This is a genomic window from Paenibacillus sp. J2R1T-4 (genome assembly GCF_059692235.1).
Genome location: NZ_JCAUBA010000006.1, coordinates 151,624 through 173,840, shown reverse-complemented (window position 1 = coordinate 173,840; position 22,217 = coordinate 151,624). Strand labels below are relative to the sequence as shown.

The following is a 22,217-nucleotide window of genomic DNA, read 5'->3' as shown; positions in this document are numbered from 1 at the left end:
GATGATAACTCACTTTGCAGAAGTTACCCTGCCTACATGCTCTATTCATGGTGTCAAATTGTTCTACGGCGGTCAGCTTGGACTAACTATGCTTCAGGAAAACGATACATCGATTGTTTTTCGCGTAAATGCCCATACACAACTCACCTTTATAGAAAGCTACGAGAAGCTGGCTCCTGTACATCTGGCATTCGAAGTACCCATGTCCGCCTTTGAACAGACCGTCCAAATGTTGCGTCAACAATGTGGCCTTCCGCTTGCCTGGCCCAGTGGAGATTCTGTTACAACCTTCTCTGACGGTGTAGCGATTTATTACAAGGATGGCGATGGGAACCTATTAGAGTGGATTGCTCATCATACGATTCGCGAGGATGTTCTGTTGCCAGAGGGACCTCTCCACGTGATGTATCTGAGAGAGATCGGGCTTCCGGTTCAGGATGTGCCGGAGGCTTCCAACTGGCTTATGAACAATCTGGAACTAGAGCTGTCTAGAAGTGACGGATTGTTTGCTTTTGCAAGGGGAGGGACCGCACATGCCGTAGTAGTCTCCGTTAAGCGCAAATGGATCCCCATAAGCATGGCTGCTATCCCGCCCAATATCCGAGTTGTATTTGGAACACCCGATCATGGTTACATGGAAAGAGTCGTCCGGAAGCTAGAGGGCTTAAGCCATCCTTATAGTGTCCGGGATAAGAGTATAACATTTGATTATTCCGGCTATCCGTTCGAGGTCATTTACAGACCTGAGCTCCCAGCTTCGCGAATGGCAGAGCTGGGTTTGCCCTAGTCAGGTTAAGACTAGCTGTTTGACATCTTTCAAGAGCAGCTGCGCTACATGGCGTGCGCTTGAGAATGCGCGTTCTGCCAACTCCCCTTTTCCAACACAGCCGTCGCCGCAGAAATAGAAGGGTACGTTCTCGATCCGATTAGGAAGCAACCGGTTCGTTTGTACATTCTTTACACTTGCGACCATCGCTTTTTTGGACACACGCTTCACGGCAACCTCGTCACGCCAGCCTGGGTAGTGACGATCGAATAACTGTTCCATTTGTAACGTTTTCTGATCCAGATAAGCCTTACGTTCGGCATCATCCGTGAACTTATCAGATAAATAAGCAATGCCTTGCAACAGTTGACCGCCATCAGGAACGAGGGTATGGTCCGTTGCGGACACATCGCTGATGAACAGCTTGTTGTTCATATCGCTGATGTAAGAGAATGGTCTGGCAACAACACGGTTAAGCCCCACATCGTAGACCATAACCTCGGTTGCGGTATTATTCTCATAGGGAGCCAAGAAAGGTTCCCAAGCTGTGCTTTTGAGCAGTTTGGCTACTTGTTGGACGGGCATTGCGAATACAATTCGATCAAAGCTTTCTTCGCGTGTTTTGGTCTTCAGAATGAATTTTCCTGTCTCGTATCGAATTGCTTCGATCCCTTCTTGCAGAGCTATATCCCACCGACCGGATAGTTCAATCTTCTGCTTCAGCTGATTGGAGATAACTGCCCAACTGCCCAGCACATAGTTCACAGGGCGGTTAGATAAGAACAAATTGTGGTAGTACTCGCTAATAACGGAGCCAGACACCTGTCTTGCATCCTCTGGAGTGATGAAGAAATTGGAGCATACCAGGTGCTCCCACAGCTCCTTAAGGTCTTCATCGGCATCCGAATACGTCAAGTAGTCGCCAAGCGTCCGGTAATTTTTGAGCTGATGAATATTAGCGATGATAGCTGTGATTTCACCGGCAAACCGCACTTTCTGTAAAGGACTAAGCAGATCGGTTCTCATCAGGTTCACAAAGTCGAGCGGGGCTGGCGTAAGCTGATCGTTCTTCTCATAGAAAACCTTGCGTTTGTCAACTTGCTTACTGCTGAAGGAGAGCCCTAGTTCTTTTTCCATCACGGTAAGCTTGTGCCGATCAATTCCATAGATGGCATGCGCACCATAATTCAGGGTAAATCCAGCCTTCTCGTATGTGAATGCTCTTCCTCCTAGCTGAGGACTGCGTTCGAACAATATTCCTTTCACAGCCTGCTCCTCTGACAAGTAAGCAGCAGCTGTCAATCCAGCCAACCCACCGCCAATAATGGCCACTCTCATTTTCATTTCCTCCTTGTGACTTGGTGCAACTGCTAATGGCGCGACCGGCTCATTTGAGCGGATTCCTGTCCATAGCAATGCGAAGTGACTATGAATTTTTGCAACCAGATCCATCTCTTCCGACATGCACCATTCCGCAACAATGCCATTATAGGCCGATACAAGCAGATTGACCTTATCCGTGTCGGGCAACCACCGCAAGAGACTGACGATGAGAAGCTGCTGCAGAGCTCGCTGCTTGCTGCTTAAAGTCTCATTTTGCATGGAAAGAGCGGTCAGACTGCGTACAAGACGCGGCATGTGCTGTATAGTAGACGCCAAGTCTATAAACAATCGATTAATGTGACTTTCCAAGGATTGGACATGCGTTGGGGTTCTCTTCATCCATTCCTCAATAACACTGGTCTGAAGTTCCCCGACTTGGGCCAGAATATCCTCTTTGCTCTGAAAATAATGATAAAAGGTGCCCTTCGAAGTGTTCGTGGCCGCAATAATGTCATCCACCGATACGTTCTCGTAGCCTTTTGCAATAAACATGTTTAATGCCGCTTCGATCACATGATCACGTTTTTTGCGAGTAGAGGCGCGCATAAAGTTCATTAACTTCACTCTCCAGCTCTGTTATTAAGCATATTGTACTTTATATTAGACTCGCGGTCTATATGTGCATACAGCTATTATATTCAGGGCTTCTGTGGCTCTATGCAACATTTGCTGCAAGTCCGGTTTGTTTCTGTTATGATTAGAAAAGGTTTTTTATTTTCTTCTCGGAGGGAGTTCCTCACATCCATGTCTACTTACATTCGATATACCAGCATTGAAGATATTAACGAAGTTGTCGATTATTTCATGAATCATGATGAGAAGTTAATCGGCAATCCTTTGTTTGCTGACGGTTCAAATGTCGGTATTTTGAAGCAAAGCTTGTTTAATGTGTTATCTAAGGTTGAGAGCGAATCAGAATACGAGGAAATGCTCAACTACAAGCGTCTTTTGTATCAACAAATCGTGCATTATGCGGAGACGCTCGAACAGATTGAGGAGCTTAAGGAAGACCTGCATGAACTTATCATTCATAACATCTATTTGGGGACAGAGCTTAAGCTTCTTACTTGGATATTCACGGAGAAGTATAATCGCGAGCCTGATCTCAGCAACAAGGATAACCATACCCCGCAAGGGTTTTTACGTTATCTCAAGTTGAATTGCAAGCCAGAAGTAACCGCTCATTTCATCGGGATGGCTTTGCAGCAGTACTTGCAGACCAATCATCCGGAAGAGCCTTACTATGCGGGTGAAGCATTCTTTACCCAGAGCTACAACTATATTGTGGAGCTGGTATTAGAGACCGATGAGACGGAGAAATTGCTGAAGACGATTCAAGAGCAGCAAGAGGAATTGCTATGGCTGAGGGATATGCTTATGTCAACCGAGGTTCAGCTTCAGAAGGATGGAGAGAACCAGACGTTATTGGACAAGCAGACCAAAATGGCCTCTGATTTCATGACAGAGAAGCTCGAGATGGAATTTTTATCGACTGTCATCCTGCGGTTGTTCTAAAACATTTTGCCTTAAACATCTTTCGTAGGAGAGTGAACTGGAATGGACTGTATCTTCTGTAAAATCGTAAACGGCGATATTCCTTCTCAGAAGCTTTACGAGAACGAGCATGTATATGCGTTTCGTGATATTGCGCCAGCAGCCCCTGTTCATGCTCTTATTATCCCCAAGAAACATATTGCAACAATGAATAATGTAGAAGCGGGCGATCGCGAGGTTCTAGGAGAAGTATTGCTGGCGGCGCCATTAATTGCCGAGCAATTAGGAGTTGCAGAGAGCGGCTACCGGCTCATTAATAACTGCGGCTCGGATGGCGGACAAGTTGTATATCACATCCATTTTCATCTGCTCGGCGGAGAGAAAATCGGCGGTTTGAACGTCAAAAACAGCTAGCAGTAACAAGGACGACAAGGCGGAGGAGAATCCCCAAGAAATAGGTTCTTTTCTCAGGTTGACACTCCGATTCTGTTTCCCGTATAATGTAGTTTGATAACCGTGTTCTTGTTCTTGGGACGGTCTGTTCGGAGGGAGGGAAAAAACTAGTGTCTGAAACTCGAGTTCGTAAAAATGAAACCATCGATGCTGCACTTCGTCGCTTTAAGCGTTCCATCGCGAAGGACGGCGTCTTGGCAGAGGTTAAGAAACGCAAGCACTATGAGAAGCCTAGCGTTAAGCGTAAGAAGAAGTCCGAGGCTGCTCGCAAGAGAAAGTTCTAGGAGGATTTTGCTGCAATGAGCTTAAACGAACGATTGAACGAAGATATGAAGCAATCGATGAAGAATCAGGACAAGTTCAAACTCTCCGTCATCCGTATGGTTCGGTCGACGATTAAGAATGTTGAAATAGATCTTAAACGAACGCTTGATGATAATGAAGTGCTTGATATACTCAGTCGTGAGATCAAACAACGCAAAGATTCCCTCCAAGAATTCGAGAAGGCAGGTCGTGTTGACCTGACTGAAAGTCTTAAACAAGAAATTGAGATCATTGCCCTTTACATGCCGCAGCAGTTAACTGAAGAAGAGATCAATGTCATCGTACAACAGACCATCCAGGAGACGGGTGCTTCTTCAAAAGCGGAGATTGGAAAGGTAATGAGCGCTCTGATGCCTAAGGTTAAGGGTCGTGCCGATGGCAGACTGGTTAACCAAGCGGTTCAGCAGTTTCTCGGATAAGCCGAGCCAATGTACGGATTTACTTTCTACAATAACGTCTAACAACCTGAGACTGTCGCTGATGCGGCGGTCTTTTGTTCTAAGCAGATACTGAAATCCTCATAAGGAATTGTAAGCGTCGTTATTTATGAAACATTTATACATAGAGTACGTAGTACCGTTTATAACAATATCAGAAAGTTCAAATATTCATCTTTTCTGATATTTCTACGCCAACGGTTGGTACCCAGCAGGGAAGCAATGCCGTAGATATTGGGTGGGATATAGACTAATGGAAAGGAGGAGTTGCATGAATACAAAGACGATCCGACATCATATCGGACGTTGGCTCATTCTGATGTTCGCGATGTCCATGACGTTGTTAGCAGCAATCCCTGTTATGGCGGATGTTAATCCGCCGAAGGCTCCATCCGCAGATGGAGCGAGAGCGGACAATGCAGGGGGAAGGTTGGTATATGTTGTCCCTGTACATCAGACTGTCGAGAGTGGATTGCAGAGCTTCCTGGAGCGTGCTTTCAAAGATGCGGAAGAGGCAGATGCCAGATTAATCGTGCTCGATATCGACACTTTGGGGGGGCGTGTGGACTCTGCCGAGGAGATTGGCAGGCTAATCCGTCAAAGTCAAGTGGAAACCATTGCCTTCGTGCACGGCCGCGCAGTATCTGCTGGCTCTTACATCGCATTGAACGCCACGAAGATCGTAATGGAGCCTGGGAGCTCAATGGGTGCGGCTGCAGTTGTTGATGGCAGAGGCGACGAAATCGAGAATGCCAAGATTGTCTCTCATTGGGCTAGTGAGATGCGTGCCGCTGCCGAGCTCAGAGGCCGCAATCCAAGCATTGCCGAAGGGATGGTCGATAAGAACACGGTTGTCGAAATGCCTCAGATTAATCGGACATCAGCCAAAGGGGAAATCATCTCTTTAACGGCTGAAGAGGCGCTGAAGGTAGGTTATGCGGAGAAAGTGCTGGGAACGGTAGAGGAAGTGATTGCTTTCTCAGGTGTGAAAGACCCGGTAACGATTCAATTTGAACCTTCTTTCGCAGAGAATCTTGCTCGATTCCTGGTTAATCCTGTTATTATGACCGTGCTGCTGTTGCTGGGGATAGCCGGGGTAGTTATTGAACTTTTTATGCCGGGCTTTGGAGTACCTGGGTTTATAGGGATTGCAGGTTTCGGATTGTATTTCTTTGGCCATTATGTAGCGGGTTTCGCGGGGGGCGAGGATGTGACGTTATTTATTATTGGCGTCGTTCTTTTGGTAATTGAGATCTTTGTGCCAAGCTTTGGTATACTAGGTATATTGGGGATTGTGTCCATTATTAGCGGAGTAGTTATGGCAGCTTATGATGGTCAGAACGCACTCCTGTCACTAGGAATTGCTTTTGTAATATCCGTCGTGGTGATTGCCATTTTTATCAAGGTCTTTAAACGCCGGGGGATCTGGAACAAATTTATTCTCAAAGAAGAGCTAACTACAGAGAGCGGGTTTATTTCACAAGAATCCAAGGATCATCTATTAGGATCGGAGGGGGTTACTGTAACTCCTTTGCGGCCTTCTGGAACGGCCGAGATAGGCGGAGCGAGAATTGACGTCGTTACCGATGGGGAGTTTATTCTTGTTCATACCCCGATTCGAGTTGTGAAGGTTGAAGGCGGGCGTGTAGTCGTGAAAGCGACTAATGTTCATGTGGATGTGACCTAACATGACTGTACAGCTTGGGTACGAAGTGTAACTTATGGATTTGGTTTATAACATTTAAGGAGATGATGTACTGAGATGGAACCGTCATTGATCACTGGTTTATTGATTGTTGCACTAGCTATTATTGTGTTGTCCGTATTCCTGAGCTTTTTCCCGGTCATGCTGTGGATCTCGGCCCTGGCTTCAGGTGTGCGTGTAGGAATCTTCACTCTCGTTGCCATGAGACTGCGTCGAGTTATTCCAAGCAGAATTGTGAACCCTCTTATTAAGGCTCAGAAAGCTGGATTAGGTCTTAACCTTAACCAGTTGGAAAGTCATTACCTTGCAGGCGGTAACGTTGACCGTGTAATCAATGCCTTGATTGCCGCTCAACGCGCTAACATTCCGCTTCCGTTCGAACGGGCGGCTGCAATCGATCTAGCTGGTCGTGATGTATTGATGGCCGTTCAAATGAGTGTAAATCCTAAAGTTATTGAAACCCCGATTGTAGCAGCTGTTGCAAAAGACGGGATCGAAGTAAAGGTACGCGCACGTGTTACGGTTCGAGCTAACATCGACCGCTTGGTCGGAGGTGCTGGTGAGGAAACGATCATCGCTCGTGTTGGTGAAGGGATTGTAACAACGGTAGGTTCCTCCATTTCTCACAAAAACGTACTGGAAAATCCGGACATGATATCGAAGACCGTACTTGGCAAAGGGCTGGACGCTGGAACTGCTTTTGAGATCTTGTCTATTGATATCGCGGATGTAGATGTAGGCAAGAACATCGGCGCCCACCTGCAGACGGAGCAAGCGGAAGCAGACAAACGGATCGCTCAAGCAAAAGCAGAAGAACGCCGCGCCATGGCAGTTGCCCAAGAGCAAGAGATGAAAGCCAAAGTTGTAGAAATGCGCGCGCGCGTTGTGGAATCGGAGTCTCAAGTTCCTCTTGCTATGGCTGAAGCTCTTCGTGAAGGCAAGATGGGTGTAATGGATTATATGAACTTGCGTAATATCGAGGCCGATACTCATATGAGGTCCTCAATCGGCAAGTCCAGTCCAACAGACAAGAATGATAAAGACTCCTTGTAAGCTGGATGGTACCCGAAAGGAGGCTTTGAAGGATGAATATATTTGATTTCTTAATGAACAATATCGGATTTGTGATTGTAATCGGTGGCTTCCTGCTCACTATGTTATCCAGGCAGAGAGCCAAGAACGGGGATCCAAGGAGCAATCCGAAGATGCCTTCATTCGGCGGAAGCCCAGATGGCAGCGAGCCGGGCCAATGGATTCCTGGCCGCAAGTCGAGAGAGACGACTGCTGAATCGCGCGAAGCGCCTAAATCAGTCGTACCTGAGGTTTACCGCCGCGAAGAACCCCAGCCTGCTGCCAGCCGTTCAGGCTGGGAGCGCCCTGAGCGGCTTGTGAGCAGCGGTATCGAAGCAGTAGAACGCGGCGGGCTAGTGTCCGCTAGCAATCGGGCTGCTGAGGCGGCTCAGCTCGCGGAGACCCGCGACATAGCCAATTCGGCTGCAGCCGAAGAAGCATTCGCGGAGACCGTTCGCCGCGGTGTTATCTGGGCGGAGATACTTGGTCCGCCCCGTGCCAAACAACCTTATTCCCATAGGAAGTGAACAAGGCATGAAACAATCAACCTATTATTGCGCCGCCGTCCTGATGGCGGCGCTTCTTGTATGTTCGGGCTGTGAGTCGGCTACCAAGGGACCAGTAACCACACAACCGGTTGCAGCTACCTCCACTGCTCAGCCAACACAACCCAATCCCTCACAAATGTATAGTACGGAGATTGCTGCACAGGGATTGGACGTCCCGTGGGATATCGCATTTGTGCCGGACGGACGAGTCTTCGTGACTGAACGTACGGGGAGTGTACGGGTTATAGAACAAGGTAAGTTGCTTAATGAACCTGTACTTTCGTTGAAAACCGCAGGAGCTTCCTTTGTCAATAAAGGAGAGAGTGGATTGCTTGGCATCGCTGCTGATCCGAACTTTCCGCGTAATGGCATCCTGTATGTGTATCACACGTACGAGGATAAAGGAAGTATGCGCAATCGAGTCATTCGCCTCATCGAGAAAAACAATAAAGCAGTACTCGATAAAGTTATTATCGATGGAATTCCAGGTCAGTCTAACCATGACGGAGGCAGAATTCGCATCGGACCTGATGGAATGCTGTACATCACAACAGGTGATGCTCAGAATACGAAACTGTCCCAAGAGTCGGACAGCCTAGCAGGCAAAATCTTGCGGCTGACGCTGGATGGTGCCGTTCCAGCTGATAATCCTATCAAAGGATCACCCGTCTTCAGTCTGGGACACCGTAATCCGCAAGGGTTAGCCTGGCATCCAGTTACGAATAAATTGTATGCTTCCGAGCATGGACAGTCTGCTCATGATGAGATTAACTTGATTGAGCCGGGAGTCAATTACGGCTGGCCGCTCATTCAAGGCGACGAGACGACAGCTAGGGCGGGTTCTAATGTTCCTGCTGACGTCAAGCTCCATCTGCCGCTTTTACACAGCGCTAATGAGACGTGGGCTCCTTCCGGGATGACCTTCGTGAAGCAAGGACCTTGGCAAGGACAGCTCCTTGTAGCGAACTTATCGGGTTCCCAACTTCTTAAGCTAACCTTAAAGGAAGGCGATGCGACTCAGTTCTCTAAGGTGGAGAAGCTGTACAAGAACGAGTGGGGCCGCTTGCGCAACGTCTCAGAGGGGCCAGACGGCTCGATCTACATCCTCACTAACAATCGGGATGGACGAGGCTCTCTCAAGTCTGGTGACGACAAGATCATCCGGTTGAAACCACCTTCCACCAATAAGTAATCCTCAAACAATACGCAGTTCCCGAGTAATCAGGGAACTGCTTTTTTTTATTAACTCTAGGGATCGAGCCTGCACTCCGTGTCCCCCCCTGCAGAACTCTGCACTCCGTGTCCCCCCCTGCAGAACTTATTAAGTAATCCCTTCTACAAAACGCAGCTCCCGAGAATAACAAGGGAACTGCTTTTATTATTTATTTTCAGTAAGGTCCGAGCCTGCACTGCGTATCTCAAAAAGGGCATGGGGATGGAGCGGAGAAACGAAGTGTTCGCCTTTGTGCTTGGGTCCCAACCTCTAAAAATATAATCAAAAGGAACCCAAACACAACAGCGATCGTAGCCCATCCCCGTGCCCTCCCAGCACAACTTGTCAGTGCCTCCTGCAAAATGCAGTTCCCACGTATAACAAGGGAACTGCTGCTCTTTATTATTATTTTCAGTAGGGTCCGAGCCAGCACTACGTACCTCAAAAAGGGCATGGGGATGGAGCGGAGAAACGAAGTGTTCGCCTTTGTGCTTGGGTCCCAACCTCTAAAAATATAATAAAAGGAACCCAAACACAACAGCGATCGTAGCCCATCCCCGTGCCCTCCCTGCACAACTTGTCAATGCCTCCTGCAAAAAGCAGTTCCTGTGTATTACAAGGGGACTATGTTTTTTCTAATTATTTTCAGTAGGGCCCGAGCCTGCACTGCGTACCTCAAAAAGGGCATGGGGATGGAGCGGAGAAACGAAGTGTTCGCCTTTGTGCTTTGGGTCCCAACCTCTAAAAATATAATCAAAAGGAACCCAAACACAACAGCGATCGTAGCCCATCCCCGTGCCCTCCCTGCACAACGTCAATCCTGGTCTAGGAGCCCTCCAAACTGCCTTATCCTACAGTCATTCATGTTATAAATCCCTGCTTCCCCGCATATGGTGTAAGAAGCTATGTCATTTTCTTGAGGGGGAGAGGCCCTACATGTTGCGCTTGAACCGACGACTAAGCAAATGGACCGCCAAACTACTTGACCTTCCCCAGGATGTTGTCTTTGATCTCCCGAGATTCACCATGATCGGCAACCGCCAGTTGTATATTGAGAATCATCGGGGTGTGGCACATTTCTCCAGTGAATTGCTTAAGCTGAATCTGAGTCAAGGATCGGTTGAAGTGATTGGCAAGCAGCTTGTCATCCGGGCAATCCTGCCAGAGGAAGTGTTTATTGAAGGAATAATTGCGGATATTCGCTATTCAGATACTTGAAGTTATGATCTTGGTGCAATGATAAGGGAGGAAGAATACCGTTGAAAACGACTACCTTTAACCGGATTCGGGGTTATGTTGGCATTGAGTTGCGTGGGGACCAACTGGAAAAGCTGCTGAATATACTGATCGAGAAAAAGATGACAATATGGGACATCCGCCGTACGGACGAGCATAAGGTAAGGCTATTTATTGTGTTGCGCGATTTTTTTCGATTAAAGCCGTTATTGAAACAGACAGGCTCTCGTTTGCATGTTGCGGAACGCCATGGGCTTCCCTTTTGGTTGGACAAGCTTGGGAGCCGAAAGATGTTCGCCGCAGGTTTAATTGCCTTTGTGATTTGTCTGTACTTGCTGTCCTCGTTAGTGTGGAAAATCGATGTCGAAGGCAACGAGACGATTGCTCGAAGTGATATTATTCAGGCAGCCAAGCAGCAAGGTCTATTCCGTTTCCAATGGAAATTTCGCATGCAAGAACCGGACGTGCTGTCCAAGGCGATCCATCTTGAGCTTAAAGGTGTGTCCTGGGTCGGTGTAGAGGTGAAAGGTACAAAGGTTAACATAAAGATTGTAGAGGCTACGCGTCCAGATAATAGCCCTCTGATGAATCCGCGCCATCTCATCGCTTCCCACAACGCTATGATTACAGAAATATTCACCGAAACAGGCAAACCGATCGCACGGCCTAATATGAACGTCAGGAAAGGCGATATTCTTATATCCGGAATCATAGGGGATGAGACCAATCGACAAGTTGTAGTCGCAAAGGGAACGGTTCGCGGGATCGTATGGCAAGAAACGACCGTGGAAATGCCGTTGGTATTGAAACAAAAAGTTTACACAGGTGAGTCAAAAAAACGGTCTTATCTCGTACTCGGGAGCCGAGGAATTCAAGTGTCCGGCTACGGGAAGCCAGCATACGAACAATCAGAGGTGCAATCCGACCGAAAGGTGCTGCAATGGAGGAAGTTCACACTTCCGATCGGTTGGTTAAAGGAAACGGTCATGGAATCACGCATAGAGGAGACCGTCCTGGATTCAGAAGAAGCGGTGAAGATCGCGCTTGAGCAAGCTCGATCCGAGGTGCTCTCAGTAGGGGGGAAGGACGCTAAACTGCGCGGAGAAAAGATTCTTTTGCATGAAAAGTCGGACAATGGTAAAGTTTATATGAAAGTACTGTTTGAAGTAGAGCAAAATATTGCAGTAGAACTGCCGATTGTGAACTGAAGGAGAATGAGATATTGTCAGAGAACGTTAACTCCAATGGACTAAAGATGACACTGAAGAATGCTGCAGAAGGGCTCGCGTTATTGGGTCCCGGAGACAAATTCATTCGGTTGATAGAAAGTAAGACCAGTGCTCATATTTATAGCAGGGAAGCAGAGCTCGTTATTCAAGGGGACGCTGCGGAAACAACCTGGCTGGAGCAGCTATTCGATGTATTGTTACAGTTAATACGCAGCGGCTATAACTTAACGGAACGCGACATTCAATACGCCATTGAGCTTGCCAAGGAATTAAAAGCGGATCAATTGCTTGATTTACTGCGCGGTGAGATTGGGGTCACCTTCAAGGGCAAGCCCATCCGAGTAAAGACGATTGGCCAGCGTCATTATGTATCGACGATCAAGAAGAAAGATATCGTGTTCGGAATTGGTCCTGCGGGTACTGGAAAGACGTATCTAGCCGTCGTTCTTGGTGTTGGAGCGCTCAAAGAAGGACAAGTGAAACGAATTGTGCTTACTCGCCCTGCCGTAGAAGCTGGGGAAAGTCTGGGCTTCCTGCCAGGGGATCTGCAAGAGAAGGTTGATCCTTACTTGCGTCCTTTATATGATGCGCTGAATGATGTATTAGGGCCTGATCAAGTGGCTAAGTCATTGGAACGCGGATTGATCGAGATAGCTCCACTTGCATATATGCGCGGGCGTACGTTGGACGACTCGTTCATTATTCTAGATGAATCCCAGAATACGACCCCGGAGCAGATGAAAATGTTCCTGACTCGTCTAGGATTTGGCTCCAAGATGGTCATAACAGGGGACGTCACACAGATCGATTTGCCGCGCGGCAAGAAATCAGGACTAGTGGAAGCGGAACAAATACTGAAATCGATTGAAGAGATTGGAATAGTTCATTTCAATGAACAGGATGTTGTCCGTCACTCACTCGTACAAAAAATCATCGTAGCTTATCAGTTGGAACGAGACAACCTAGGCTAACCGAACCTCATTCCTGTGGGATGAACAAAGGGGATAGAACGTTGTGACTCAGAATCAACGGGTTTCCATGAAGGGCAAAACATTTTCTTACCGGTTGAACGGTTGGAAGTATAATCACGGTATCAGAGCAGTGCTCCTATTCGGGCTTGCGGTTCTTTTTTATATTACGTTATCTGAAAAGTGGATCCCTCAACGCTATGATATTCAGATGAATACGGTAAGCGAGCGTGTTATTCATGCTCCCATGCAGATAGAGAATTCGATTGAAACTCAGAAGGCAAAAGAAGAAGCTGGCAAGAGAGTGCAGCCGGTTTATACGATTATTCCGATGAAGAATGAACAGTTGATCGAAGCTATTTACGAGAAGCTTCGTCAGATTAATGCGGATGAACAGATTGCTATGAATGATAAAGTGAACCTGTACAAGACACTTTTGCCTTCCCTTTTTCAGACCCATACTACTGGTTTGTATCGGACCATCCCGTTATCAATCTCGAATGATATTTTCATAGCGGAGATGAAAGCGCGGCTTGAGGAGCAACAATATAGAATCTCGGAGGAAATATATTTCAAGTTTCCGAGGCTGCTTAAGGAAGACCTCAGCGCAATGGAGCCCGTAACTAGAGATATTGTCAATCGGCTTATGTCCGACGAGATTGTAAATGCCCAGACAGCAAGAACGAAGGTGGCTGAGCTAGTAAATGCTTCTTCGTTGACTAAGAATACGACGAGGGAACTAGTAACAGAGATTGCCCGTTTCGTCTTAACGCCTAATTCTTTCTTGAACCAGAAGGTTACAGATGAGGAGAAGGCCAAGGCCCGGGATAATACGAAGCCTGTTTATATTGACAAGGACGATGTTCTGGTCCAAAAAGGCGAATATATTACCGAAGAGTTATACCAACGTGTAAAAACAGCAGGATTACTCAAGGATAAAGTCAGTTACCGGCCTCAGCTCGGACTTGCTATGACCGTTGCTTTGATGGTCACGGCCTTATACATGTTCATCCGTCATAGTGAACTGCCGATACGTCAAAATAATATGCAGCTTATCATGCTCATTGCCATTTATGTGTTAAATGTAGTTGGAATGAAAATAGTGGCGATGGGGCAAAATCTGGAATATCCATATTTGGGATATATAGCCCCTGTAGCGATGGGCAGCATCTTGATCGTCCTGCTGTTAGACTTTCCGCTTGCAGTTATATCGGCCCTATTATTTAGCCTACTGGCGAGCGTAATGTTTAACATTAACAACGAACAGCTCTTCGATTACCGTTATGGTTTCGTTGCCATCGTTGTAGGACTTGGCGCGATCTTCGCAGCCCAAAGAGCCAATCAGCGTTCTTCCATCCTAAAGGCAGGCATTATGGCTTCCTTATTCGGTTCGATTGCCGTAGTATCTCTGATGCTGCTGAGCAATGACTATACACGCAATGAGGTCCTGTATTCGACCGGGTTTGCCATTGCGGCTGGCTTGCTTACAGCGGTGCTTGTTATAGGACTGATGCCGTTCTTTGAGGGGGCCTTCGGCATATTGTCACCGCTCAAGCTGATTGAATTGTCCAATCCTAATCACCCTTTGCTGCGCAAGCTGCTAACCGAAACGCCGGGTACTTACCATCATAGTGTGATGGTTGGCAATCTATCGGAAGCAGCAGCCGAATCGGTAGGAGCAGATGGCCTTTTGTGCCGTGTGGGGTCGTTCTATCACGATATTGGCAAAACCCGTCGGCCCAGTTATTTCATCGAGAACCAGACGAATATCGAGAATCCGCATGATCGGATAGATCCTACCTTGAGCAAATCGATCATTGTGGCCCATGCGCGAGATGGTGTAGAGATGTTGAAGGAGCTGCGTATTCCGAAGCCTATTCGTGATATTGCCGAACAGCATCACGGCACGACACTGCTCAAATACTTTTATCACAAAGCGCTGAAGCAGCAAGAAGCAGATCCCGATGAACATGATGAACCCATTACGGAGGAAGACTTCCGTTATCCAGGACCTAATGCGCAATCCAAAGAAGCTGCTATTGTCGGTATTGCCGACGGTGTAGAAGCAGCGGTTCGATCACTCCGCAATCCTACGATTGAGCAGATTGATTCGATGGTGCGTAAGATTATTAAGGAAAGACTAGATGATGGACAATTCAACGAGTGCGATATCACTTTGAAAGACTTGGATACGATCGCCAAGACTTTGAATGAGACCCTGCTTGGTATTTTCCACTCAAGGATCGAATACCCGAACGAATTGCCAGCAAAACGAGAGAGCAAGGGAGCAACCAATCATGAAGCTTAAACTCGAGATTTCAAATGAACAACAAGCGCTAGGCATTTCAGATGAGCTGATCACAAGATTGGAGCAGTTGCTGAAGATAGCCGGAGAACTGGAAGATGTGAGCGCTGGTGAAGTTGCGCTAAGCTTTGTTGATGATGAAGCTATTCAAGCCTTGAACAAAGAATATCGCGGACTTGACCAACCTACGGATGTATTATCATTCTCCATGCTTGAGGCGGGTCAGGATGAGATCGAAATCCTTTACGGTGAAGAGGATGAATATGAGGTTGAAGAAGAACACTCTTCTGCATCGGATGCCAATGACCATGCAGAGGAGGACAACGACGATGGCGACGTTGACTTTCCGGAACCATTAGGGGATATAATAATATCTATGCCGACAGCGATTGCTCAGAGTGAGGAATATGGCCATTCCATTGAGCGTGAAATCGGGTTTCTGTTTGTTCATGGCTTTCTCCACCTGCTTGGTTACGATCATCAGGATGCGGATGCAGAGAAGCAAATGTTCGCCAAGCAGGAGAAAGTGCTGCTCGAAGCGGGGTTAACGCGTTGAAAGATGTGAAACGATTCCGCCGCAGCTTCAGGTATGCCTATGAAGGCCTGCAATATGCGCTATCGACACAACCGAATATGCAATTTCACTTCTCCTTTGGATTGATTGCGCTAATTCTTGCCTTGTTACTCGAGATTCCAAAAGGTGAGATTTTGTTCGTACTCCTGGCGGTTACTCTAGTAATCGTCACGGAGCTCATTAATACAGCAGTTGAGAAAGCCGTGGATCTGGCGATGCCTGAGCGGCATCCGCTTGCCAAGATCGCCAAAGACGTTGCCGCAGCCTCCGTATTAGTGTCTGCGGTTTTTGCTGCTGTTACAGGTATGATTGTATATTATGAGCCGATTGAAATGTTGATTAGACATGCTGCCAGGGAAGAGGGGGCGGTATCGCCAGGAATGATCTGGACACTAATCGCTCTTGTGGCTATGCTTGTAGTCGTTTTGCAGAGCCGTTTTTCCCACAAGTATGTGAAGCTTCAGATTAAACCAAGTCTTATCGCAGCGGTGTCCTTTTCGATTTCAACTTGGGTGACGATATTGACCTCTCAACCTTTGATAGCTCTGCTTGGGTTCAGCTTATCCATTCAAATGATGTTCATCTTATACGATAAGGGCCGTACTGGAGTCGTTTCCCTACTTACAGGCGCTCTGCTTGGAAGCAGTATTACCATCCTGGTCTTTTCATTTCTTCATTATTTCTAACTTCAAATCCTTATTAAGCGAGGGTGAATTATGACGGAGAATAAGCTTTCAGATCTTCTGCCCTTTGATCCAGATTTCCTGATTCAACACGCCATTCAGGCTGCAAGCAGGGCTTATGCGCCTTATTCTCAATTTCATGTCGGCTCCGTTCTAGTCGACGAGCATGATCAGCTGCATTACGGGTGTAACGTGGAGAACGCGGCTTACGGACCAACCAATTGCGCTGAGCGAACCGCTCTATTCCGGGCGATTGCGGATGGACTTGCGCCCAAGAGCTTCCGTGCTATTGCCGTCGTTGGGGATACGCTTCAACCCATCAGTCCTTGCGGAATATGCCGACAGGTCATGGTAGAGCTGTGCAGACCGGATATGCCGGTGGTTCTGGCTAATACGCAAGGGAAGTACACGATTACTACAGTAAGCGAATTACTGCCGGGTGCATTTACATCGGAGCATTTAGAGGAGGATTTATGACAAAAGGTTTCAAATCGGGGTTCGTTGCGATTATCGGCCGACCAAACGTAGGAAAATCAACATTACTGAACCAGATCATTGGTCAAAAAATTGCGATTATGTCGGACAAGCCGCAAACGACAAGGAATAAGATTCAAGGAGTATACACAACAGAAAAGCTGCAGATTGTGTTCCTGGATACACCAGGCATTCATAAACCGCAATCGAAGCTTGGCGGTTACATGATGAAGGTTGCCCAGAGCACATTTCATGAAGTAGATGCGATCCTCTTCGTGATTGATGTTGTTGAGGGATTAGGCGGTGGAGACCGCTTCATTATCGAACAGCTTAAAGATGTGAAGACACCGGTTATGTTAATACTGAATAAGATCGATAAAGTGCATCCAGAAGCATTGCTTCCGGTCATTCAGACTTATAAAGATTTGTACAAATTTGCTGAGATCGTGCCTGTGTCTGCGATGAGCGGCAATAATGTGAACACACTGTTAGAACAAATTGGACGGTATTTGTCGGAAGGGCCGCAATATTATCCGTCTGATCAAGTAACTGATTATCCTGAGCAGTTCATTTGCGCAGAGTTAATAAGGGAGAAACTGCTTCACCAGACAAGGGAAGAAATCCCGCATTCCATTGCAGTAACGATTGAGGCCATGAAGGTGCAGGACAATGGATTAGTCGATATTTCCGCCGTCATATACGTAGAACGTGATTCTCAGAAGGGAATCATTATTGGCAAGCAAGGCGCATTGTTGAAGGAAGTCGGACGCCAAGCACGCAAAGATATCGAGGCCTTGCTAGGATCCAAGATTTTCTTGCAATTGTGGGTTAAAGTGAAGAAGGATTGGCGTAATCAGGATCATGTATTGAAGGACCTTGGTTTCCGGCATGACTAACTTTTTTGTAGACCAAAGCATGTAAGGCCCATAATCGAGTCAACTCATTCGTTCCAATTATTGTATCGGATACTGGATTCATTCCCCGCTAATGCTATCTAATGAGCAGCAGGCCGATACACATTAGGAGGGAATAATACAATGCGCGATTTCTCGTGGAAGTATTTTACGTTGACTGGTGATGTGGAGTCTTATCTGCTTTACAGGGAAGTGAATGAAGGCGGGGACGAGGAGCAAGACGAATCGGAACTGCTGCCTGATGAATTGGACGGATAGCCGTCAGGCAAGCAAAGGGAAGAGTGAGAGATATGCTGTATCGGGTGGAGGGCATTGTAATCCGCAGCTTTCCCTACGGGGAAGGCCATATCATATTAACTTTGCTTACTAAAGAATACGGCAAGATGAGCGTGATGGTCAGAGGAGCTAAAAAGGCGAAAAGCCGGCACTCGGCTATCACGCAATTGTTTACATACGGGGAGTTTGTATTTTTCAAATCAGGCTCAATGGGCAATTTAAGCAATGGAGAAATCATCAAAGCTTATCAGAAGCTAAGGGAAGATATTCATAAATCGGCATATGGCGCTTATATGATGGAGCTTACCGACAGGTTGTTGGGAGATCAGGATCGAGTTGGTTGGGTATTTGATCAATTACTAGCAGCTTTGGATGCACTTGAAGACAATAAGGATGAACAAATCGTTTCTCATATTTATGAGATGCGCATGCTTGGTCTTGCCGGGTATACACCGGATTTGACGCAATGTGTATCCTGCGGTGTGGTGAATGGGGAGATGTCGTTAAGTGCTATACAGGGCGGATTGTTATGTCCCAAGTGCCGTTATCAGGACCCGGCTTCTATCCTTATTTCAGCAAGCGTTCTCAAATTATTGCGCCTGTTCGTTCGGATGGACATTGCTCGATTAGGCACGATTGAAGTGACGGATACGACGAGATCGCAGTTGAAGCTTTGCATACGGCTTCTCTATGATGCTCATGTAGATGTCAAATGGAAATCGAGAAGCTTTATCGATCAAATGGATAAGTATGGCATATGAGGTGTGAATAATTGACAACATCATGCTCGTCTGCTACTATATTCATCAGCAGAAATAGGTTCTCCCGTTCGTCCGTTCTAGGGTGTTCGGGAGTTTTTTCTTGTTCTATTACCCGAAAGCTCTCAAGGAGATGATCTGATGAGCTCCAAGAAACCAATTGTGTACGTAGTTTCAGACTCGGCTGGAGATACCGGTGAGTCGGTTCTCAGGGCCGCAGCCATTCAATTTCATCCTCTGACAGTTGAAATCCGCCGTGCTTCTTACATCATGGACAGGGAAGCTGTCGATCGTGTGTTGGATGAGGCGCGCCGGGAAAAAGCGGTCATTTTATTTACACTTGTTATCCCAGAGCTTCGAGACTATTTGACTTCTAGAGCAAAAAAATTCAGTGTAGCTACGATTGACCTGCTTGGTCCGATCATCAGCCGTCTCGAAAGTGTGCTTAACAAGGAAGCTCTGCATCAACCTGGATTAATTCATCAGTTGGATGAGGATTACTTCAAAAAAGTCGAAGCTGTTGAATTCGCGGTTAAATATGATGACGGCCGTGATTCCTCAGGGGTGCTGCAAGCAGACATCGTACTTGTAGGGGTATCGCGCACTTCTAAAACTCCTCTGTCTATGTATTTGGCTCATCGCACATTCAAAGTGGCTAATGTGCCTATTGTGCCAGAGCTTAAGCCGCCGGAGCAATTGTTCACCATTTCCAACAAAAAGATTGTGGGACTCGTCATAGATCCCGATAAATTGAATATGATTCGCAAAGAACGTCTGAAAAGCTTGGGACTGTCCGGGAATGCTATGTATGCGCAGGTTGAACGAATAAAGAAAGAACTTGACTACGCGCATGAGATTATGGCCAAGCTCGGCTGTGTGGTAATCGATGTATCCAACAAGGCCGTAGAGGAAACAGCCAGCGTAATCTTGGGGTTGTTTCGCAACCGATAGTTTTCTTACTAACAGTAAGCAGGATTTTGTGAGTTTTCATCGTATATATTATTACGGTGTAATCATTCTTGGCAGGAAATTGGTGAATAAACAAATGAGCAATGACCGATGTCGAATCCTAGTAGATGCGGACGCCTGTCCGGTTAAGTCTGAGATCATTGAAGCGGGTAGAGCCTTTGGCGTTACTGTTACGATGGTCGCTTCATTCGATCATCGGCTGCAGTCAGCAGATGGAGTCGAGATTGTGCAAGTGGATCGATCCGATCAGTCCGTTGATTTGTATATAGCTAATCAACTGCGTCCAGGTGATATTATGGTTACCCAAGACTTTGGTTTGGCCACGATCGGGCTAGCCAAGAGAGCGATTGTATTGTCTAATCGTGGACAACAATACTCGGATCGCACGATTGACTTTCTGCTGGAGAGTCGTCATGAAAGTGCCAAAAGGCGCAGAGGGGGCAAACATTCTAAAGGGCCAAAACCGTTTACGGATGAAGATCGACAGCGTTTTCTACAATCTCTGACAAAAGTTTTACATGGTTTGCAGGAGAATACCTCCATTTAGCGAATACGTATAAGGGCACTCACAAGAAGGTGAAAAGGATGAGTAATGGACAAATTCCTGAGGAAGTCATAGAGGCTGTCCTTAAACACCACGACATCATAGACGTTATTGGCAAATATGTTCATCTGTCGAAGCAAGGTCGTAACATGAAGGGATTATGCCCCTTTCACTCGGAGAAATCGCCTTCGTTCACCGTCCATCCAGAGAAGCAGATCTTCAAATGCTTTGGTTGTGGTACAGGTGGGAATGCAATAACGTTTCTGCGAGACATAGAAGGGTATTCTTTCTCTGAAGCAGTGCGACATCTTGCTGAGGAAGCTGGCATCCCAATAGGGTGGCAGGAAGTAACTCCAGAACAGACCGAGAAGCAACTAGAGCGTGATCATTTGCTGAAAGCTCATGAATTCACTGCCATGTTATACCATTACATTCTTAATAACACCGAACAAGGCAAGAACGCTGTACAGTATTTGAAGTCGCGAGGCTTCACGGATAGTCTGATTGAGACGTTTCAAATTGGTTATGCGCCCGCCAGATGGGATACACTCGTTGTGCAATTAATGAAAAGGGAATTCAAGATGCCGCTTATGGAAGCGGGCGGGTTACTTTCTGCCAAGTCTTCTGGTGATGGTTACGTAGACAGATTCCGCGACCGGATCATATTCCCGCTACGGGATGCGAAGGGGAAGGTGATTGCCTTCGCAGGAAGAACGATGGGTAACGAACAACCGAAGTACTTGAACAGTCCAGAAACAATCTTGTTTCGTAAGAGCCGCATTCTTTACAACTTTCATCAGGCCAGACAAGCCATCAAAAAAGAATCATCCGTTGTCGTATTCGAAGGATACGCGGATGTGATCAAAGCTTGGTCGGCTGGTGTCCATAACAGTGTAGGCACGATGGGTACTGCGTTGACGGAAGAACATGCCAGACTGATCCGATTATCAGCAGAAGAAGTTATAGTCTGCTTCGATGGAGATGATGCAGGGCAGGCTGCCTCTTATAAGAGCTTAAGCATCTTGGAAAAGGCAGGATTAAACGTTAAGGTGGCTGTTGTCCCAGATCGATTGGATCCGGACGACTACATTACGAATTATGGCGGCGAACGATTCACAAGAGAGCTGCTGGACGATGCATTACCCGCAGTGAAATTCAGGCTCCATCATCTACGGCGCAACTTTAATTTCCAAGAGGGCGATGCCAAACTACGGTATGTGAGAACGGCCATCCGCGAAGTGATAGCAGATCTGCCATCCCCTACAGAACGGGAACATTACTTGAAGGAGTTGTCGGCTGAGCATCAATTGAGCTTGGAATCGATCAAACAGGAAACGAATCAGATTCGCCAGGAGTTGCAAAAAAAGCGGCAAAATGGGGATAATAACGAAAATTCGTGGAATAATGTTAGGAATGACGGGGGAGAAGGCGTTCCTCTACCGAAACTTAGCTTGAAGAGTGACAAAGCAGAATCCGATTTGTTAACGGCTATGATGCATGATAAAGAAGTTGCCGCATATGTCCAAGAGCAATTAGGCGATGCTTTCAATACCGAAGCTCACGCAGCGTTAGCTGCTTATTTATATGCCTATTACGCGCAAGGGTTCGAACCAGATGCGAGTCGGTTCATAAGCTCGTTGCAGGACGAGCGGTTGGAGAGAGTCGCAAGTTCGATTCTGATGCCTGACTTCGTCAAAGGAGTCAACGCTCAGGTTATAGATGACTGCATTCAGGTTGTCAAATCCGTACCGAAGCTAAAGGCAATCGAGCAAATGGGGCAGGAACAATTGCGTGTAGAACGTGAAGGCGACATTATGCGAGCTGCACAAATAGCATCACAGATTATTACCCTGAAAAGTCAACTAAAAGGCTCTTGATAGCCTAACCATACCA

General features: G+C 46.9%; 23 protein-coding genes. 22 read left to right on the top strand and 1 reads right to left on the bottom strand.

Going from position 1 to position 22,217, the window contains the following annotated elements; genetic code table 11:
• The first annotated feature begins 1 nt into the window (after position 1).
• Positions 2-787 carry a VOC family protein gene (locus AC58QD_RS12920; RefSeq protein ID WP_497333751.1) on the top strand — a complete coding sequence of 262 codons (786 nt, stop codon included), beginning with the start codon at positions 2-4 and terminating at the stop codon, positions 785-787.
• Here the strand turns inward: AC58QD_RS12920 and AC58QD_RS12915 are convergent, their stop codons facing one another.
• The gene (locus AC58QD_RS12915) at positions 788-2,704 is read right to left on the bottom strand and encodes an FAD-dependent oxidoreductase (RefSeq protein WP_497333749.1); all 1,917 of its coding nucleotides are present in this window, start codon (positions 2,702-2,704) and stop codon (positions 788-790) included. It lies immediately after the preceding gene.
• Positions 2,705-2,893: 189 nt separating this feature from the next.
• Here AC58QD_RS12915 and AC58QD_RS12910 point away from each other — a divergent pair, with 189 nt between their 5' ends.
• The 21 genes from AC58QD_RS12910 to dnaG all read left to right on the top strand — a co-directional run bounded on the left by AC58QD_RS12910 (position 2,894) and on the right by dnaG (position 22,201).
• Positions 2,894-3,664, top strand: coding sequence for a hypothetical protein (locus tag AC58QD_RS12910; RefSeq protein WP_497333747.1), 771 nt, complete (start codon positions 2,894-2,896; stop codon positions 3,662-3,664).
• Between the two features lie 42 nt (positions 3,665-3,706).
• The gene (locus tag AC58QD_RS12905; protein WP_497333745.1) at positions 3,707-4,057 is read left to right on the top strand and encodes a histidine triad nucleotide-binding protein; all 351 of its coding nucleotides are present in this window, start codon (positions 3,707-3,709) and stop codon (positions 4,055-4,057) included.
• Positions 4,058-4,206: 149 nt separating this feature from the next.
• Positions 4,207-4,380: a 30S ribosomal protein S21 gene (gene rpsU, locus AC58QD_RS12900; protein ID WP_010491812.1), complete on the top strand. Its 174-nt coding sequence runs from the start codon at positions 4,207-4,209 to the stop codon at positions 4,378-4,380.
• A 15-nt stretch (positions 4,381-4,395) separates the two neighbouring features.
• Positions 4,396-4,839 carry a GatB/YqeY domain-containing protein gene (locus AC58QD_RS12895; RefSeq protein WP_497333743.1) on the top strand — a complete coding sequence of 148 codons (444 nt, stop codon included), beginning with the start codon at positions 4,396-4,398 and terminating at the stop codon, positions 4,837-4,839.
• Positions 4,840-5,128: 289 nt separating this feature from the next.
• Positions 5,129-6,544, top strand: coding sequence for an NfeD family protein (locus AC58QD_RS12890; protein ID WP_497333741.1), 1,416 nt, complete (start codon positions 5,129-5,131; stop codon positions 6,542-6,544).
• Between the two features lie 75 nt (positions 6,545-6,619).
• Complete coding sequence (gene floA, locus AC58QD_RS12885) at positions 6,620-7,615, top strand: flotillin-like protein FloA (protein WP_497333739.1); 996 nt, start codon at positions 6,620-6,622, stop codon at positions 7,613-7,615.
• Between the two features lie 32 nt (positions 7,616-7,647).
• Positions 7,648-8,160, top strand: a complete 513-nt coding sequence (locus tag AC58QD_RS12880) for a YqfB family membrane protein (RefSeq protein WP_497333737.1) — start codon at positions 7,648-7,650, stop codon at positions 8,158-8,160.
• A gap of 7 nt (positions 8,161-8,167) precedes the next feature.
• Positions 8,168-9,373 carry a PQQ-dependent sugar dehydrogenase gene (locus AC58QD_RS12875; protein WP_497333735.1) on the top strand — a complete coding sequence of 402 codons (1,206 nt, stop codon included), beginning with the start codon at positions 8,168-8,170 and terminating at the stop codon, positions 9,371-9,373.
• A gap of 957 nt (positions 9,374-10,330) precedes the next feature.
• Positions 10,331-10,612: a sporulation protein YqfC gene (gene yqfC, locus AC58QD_RS12870; RefSeq protein WP_497333733.1), complete on the top strand. Its 282-nt coding sequence runs from the start codon at positions 10,331-10,333 to the stop codon at positions 10,610-10,612.
• Between the two features lie 41 nt (positions 10,613-10,653).
• Positions 10,654-11,838 (top strand): sporulation protein YqfD, encoded by a 1,185-nt coding sequence (gene yqfD, locus AC58QD_RS12865; RefSeq protein ID WP_497333731.1) that lies wholly within the window; start codon positions 10,654-10,656, stop codon positions 11,836-11,838.
• Positions 11,839-11,885: 47 nt separating this feature from the next.
• A complete protein-coding gene (locus AC58QD_RS12860; protein ID WP_497333980.1) occupies positions 11,886-12,830 on the top strand; it encodes a PhoH family protein in 945 nt (314 codons plus the stop codon).
• 67 nt (positions 12,831-12,897) lie between these two features.
• Positions 12,898-15,135, top strand: a complete 2,238-nt coding sequence (locus tag AC58QD_RS12855) for an HD family phosphohydrolase (RefSeq protein WP_497333978.1) — start codon at positions 12,898-12,900, stop codon at positions 15,133-15,135.
• Positions 15,125-15,688 carry an rRNA maturation RNase YbeY gene (gene ybeY, locus AC58QD_RS12850; RefSeq protein WP_497333729.1) on the top strand — a complete coding sequence of 188 codons (564 nt, stop codon included), beginning with the start codon at positions 15,125-15,127 and terminating at the stop codon, positions 15,686-15,688. The genes AC58QD_RS12855 and ybeY overlap by 11 nt, the downstream gene beginning before the upstream one ends.
• Positions 15,689-15,693: 5 nt before the next feature.
• Complete coding sequence (locus AC58QD_RS12845; RefSeq protein WP_497333976.1) at positions 15,694-16,392, top strand: diacylglycerol kinase; 699 nt, start codon at positions 15,694-15,696, stop codon at positions 16,390-16,392.
• A gap of 30 nt (positions 16,393-16,422) precedes the next feature.
• Positions 16,423-16,866, top strand: coding sequence for a cytidine deaminase (cdd, locus tag AC58QD_RS12840; protein ID WP_497333727.1), 444 nt, complete (start codon positions 16,423-16,425; stop codon positions 16,864-16,866).
• Positions 16,863-17,759, top strand: a complete 897-nt coding sequence (era, locus tag AC58QD_RS12835; RefSeq protein ID WP_497333725.1) for a GTPase Era — start codon at positions 16,863-16,865, stop codon at positions 17,757-17,759. The genes cdd and era overlap by 4 nt, the downstream gene beginning before the upstream one ends.
• 141 nt (positions 17,760-17,900) lie before the next feature.
• The gene (locus AC58QD_RS12830; protein ID WP_497333723.1) at positions 17,901-18,035 is read left to right on the top strand and encodes a YqzL family protein; all 135 of its coding nucleotides are present in this window, start codon (positions 17,901-17,903) and stop codon (positions 18,033-18,035) included.
• Between the two features lie 32 nt (positions 18,036-18,067).
• Positions 18,068-18,814 (top strand): DNA repair protein RecO, encoded by a 747-nt coding sequence (gene recO, locus AC58QD_RS12825; protein ID WP_497333721.1) that lies wholly within the window; start codon positions 18,068-18,070, stop codon positions 18,812-18,814.
• A 138-nt stretch (positions 18,815-18,952) separates the two neighbouring features.
• Entirely contained in the window at positions 18,953-19,762 is an 810-nt protein-coding gene (locus AC58QD_RS12820; RefSeq protein ID WP_497333719.1) for a pyruvate, water dikinase regulatory protein, read from the top strand.
• A gap of 94 nt (positions 19,763-19,856) precedes the next feature.
• Entirely contained in the window at positions 19,857-20,327 is a 471-nt protein-coding gene (locus tag AC58QD_RS12815) for a YaiI/YqxD family protein (protein ID WP_497333974.1), read from the top strand.
• 38 nt (positions 20,328-20,365) lie between these two features.
• Positions 20,366-22,201: a DNA primase gene (gene dnaG / locus AC58QD_RS12810; RefSeq protein ID WP_497333717.1), complete on the top strand. Its 1,836-nt coding sequence runs from the start codon at positions 20,366-20,368 to the stop codon at positions 22,199-22,201.
• The last annotated feature ends 16 nt before the right edge of the window (positions 22,202-22,217 follow it).

Excerpts from the sequence above, each read along its gene's own strand:
- cdd (WP_497333727.1), top strand. The coding sequence starts at position 16,423 with ATGACGGAGAATAAGCTTTCAGATCTTCTGCCCTTTGATCCAGATTTC.
- floA (WP_497333739.1), top strand. The coding sequence starts at position 6,620 with ATGGAACCGTCATTGATCACTGGTTTATTGATTGTTGCACTAGCTATT.
- AC58QD_RS12880 (WP_497333737.1), top strand. The coding sequence starts at position 7,648 with ATGAATATATTTGATTTCTTAATGAACAATATCGGATTTGTGATTGTA.
- AC58QD_RS12895 (WP_497333743.1), top strand. The coding sequence starts at position 4,396 with ATGAGCTTAAACGAACGATTGAACGAAGATATGAAGCAATCGATGAAG.
- dnaG (WP_497333717.1), top strand. The coding sequence starts at position 20,366 with ATGAGTAATGGACAAATTCCTGAGGAAGTCATAGAGGCTGTCCTTAAA.
- recO (WP_497333721.1), top strand. The coding sequence starts at position 18,068 with ATGCTGTATCGGGTGGAGGGCATTGTAATCCGCAGCTTTCCCTACGGG.
- AC58QD_RS12905 (WP_497333745.1), top strand. The coding sequence starts at position 3,707 with ATGGACTGTATCTTCTGTAAAATCGTAAACGGCGATATTCCTTCTCAG.
- AC58QD_RS12860 (WP_497333980.1), top strand. The coding sequence starts at position 11,886 with ATGACACTGAAGAATGCTGCAGAAGGGCTCGCGTTATTGGGTCCCGGA.
- ybeY (WP_497333729.1), top strand. The coding sequence starts at position 15,125 with ATGAAGCTTAAACTCGAGATTTCAAATGAACAACAAGCGCTAGGCATT.
- yqfC (WP_497333733.1), top strand. The coding sequence starts at position 10,331 with ATGTTGCGCTTGAACCGACGACTAAGCAAATGGACCGCCAAACTACTT.
- era (WP_497333725.1), top strand. The coding sequence starts at position 16,863 with ATGACAAAAGGTTTCAAATCGGGGTTCGTTGCGATTATCGGCCGACCA.
- AC58QD_RS12820 (WP_497333719.1), top strand. The coding sequence starts at position 18,953 with ATGAGCTCCAAGAAACCAATTGTGTACGTAGTTTCAGACTCGGCTGGA.
- AC58QD_RS12855 (WP_497333978.1), top strand. The coding sequence starts at position 12,898 with ATGAAGGGCAAAACATTTTCTTACCGGTTGAACGGTTGGAAGTATAAT.
- AC58QD_RS12910 (WP_497333747.1), top strand. The coding sequence starts at position 2,894 with ATGTCTACTTACATTCGATATACCAGCATTGAAGATATTAACGAAGTT.
- AC58QD_RS12920 (WP_497333751.1), top strand. The coding sequence starts at position 2 with ATGATAACTCACTTTGCAGAAGTTACCCTGCCTACATGCTCTATTCAT.
- AC58QD_RS12815 (WP_497333974.1), top strand. The coding sequence starts at position 19,857 with ATGAGCAATGACCGATGTCGAATCCTAGTAGATGCGGACGCCTGTCCG.
- AC58QD_RS12915 (WP_497333749.1), bottom strand. The coding sequence starts at position 2,704 with ATGAACTTTATGCGCGCCTCTACTCGCAAAAAACGTGATCATGTGATC.
- AC58QD_RS12890 (WP_497333741.1), top strand. The coding sequence starts at position 5,129 with ATGAATACAAAGACGATCCGACATCATATCGGACGTTGGCTCATTCTG.
- AC58QD_RS12875 (WP_497333735.1), top strand. The coding sequence starts at position 8,168 with ATGAAACAATCAACCTATTATTGCGCCGCCGTCCTGATGGCGGCGCTT.
- AC58QD_RS12830 (WP_497333723.1), top strand. The coding sequence starts at position 17,901 with ATGCGCGATTTCTCGTGGAAGTATTTTACGTTGACTGGTGATGTGGAG.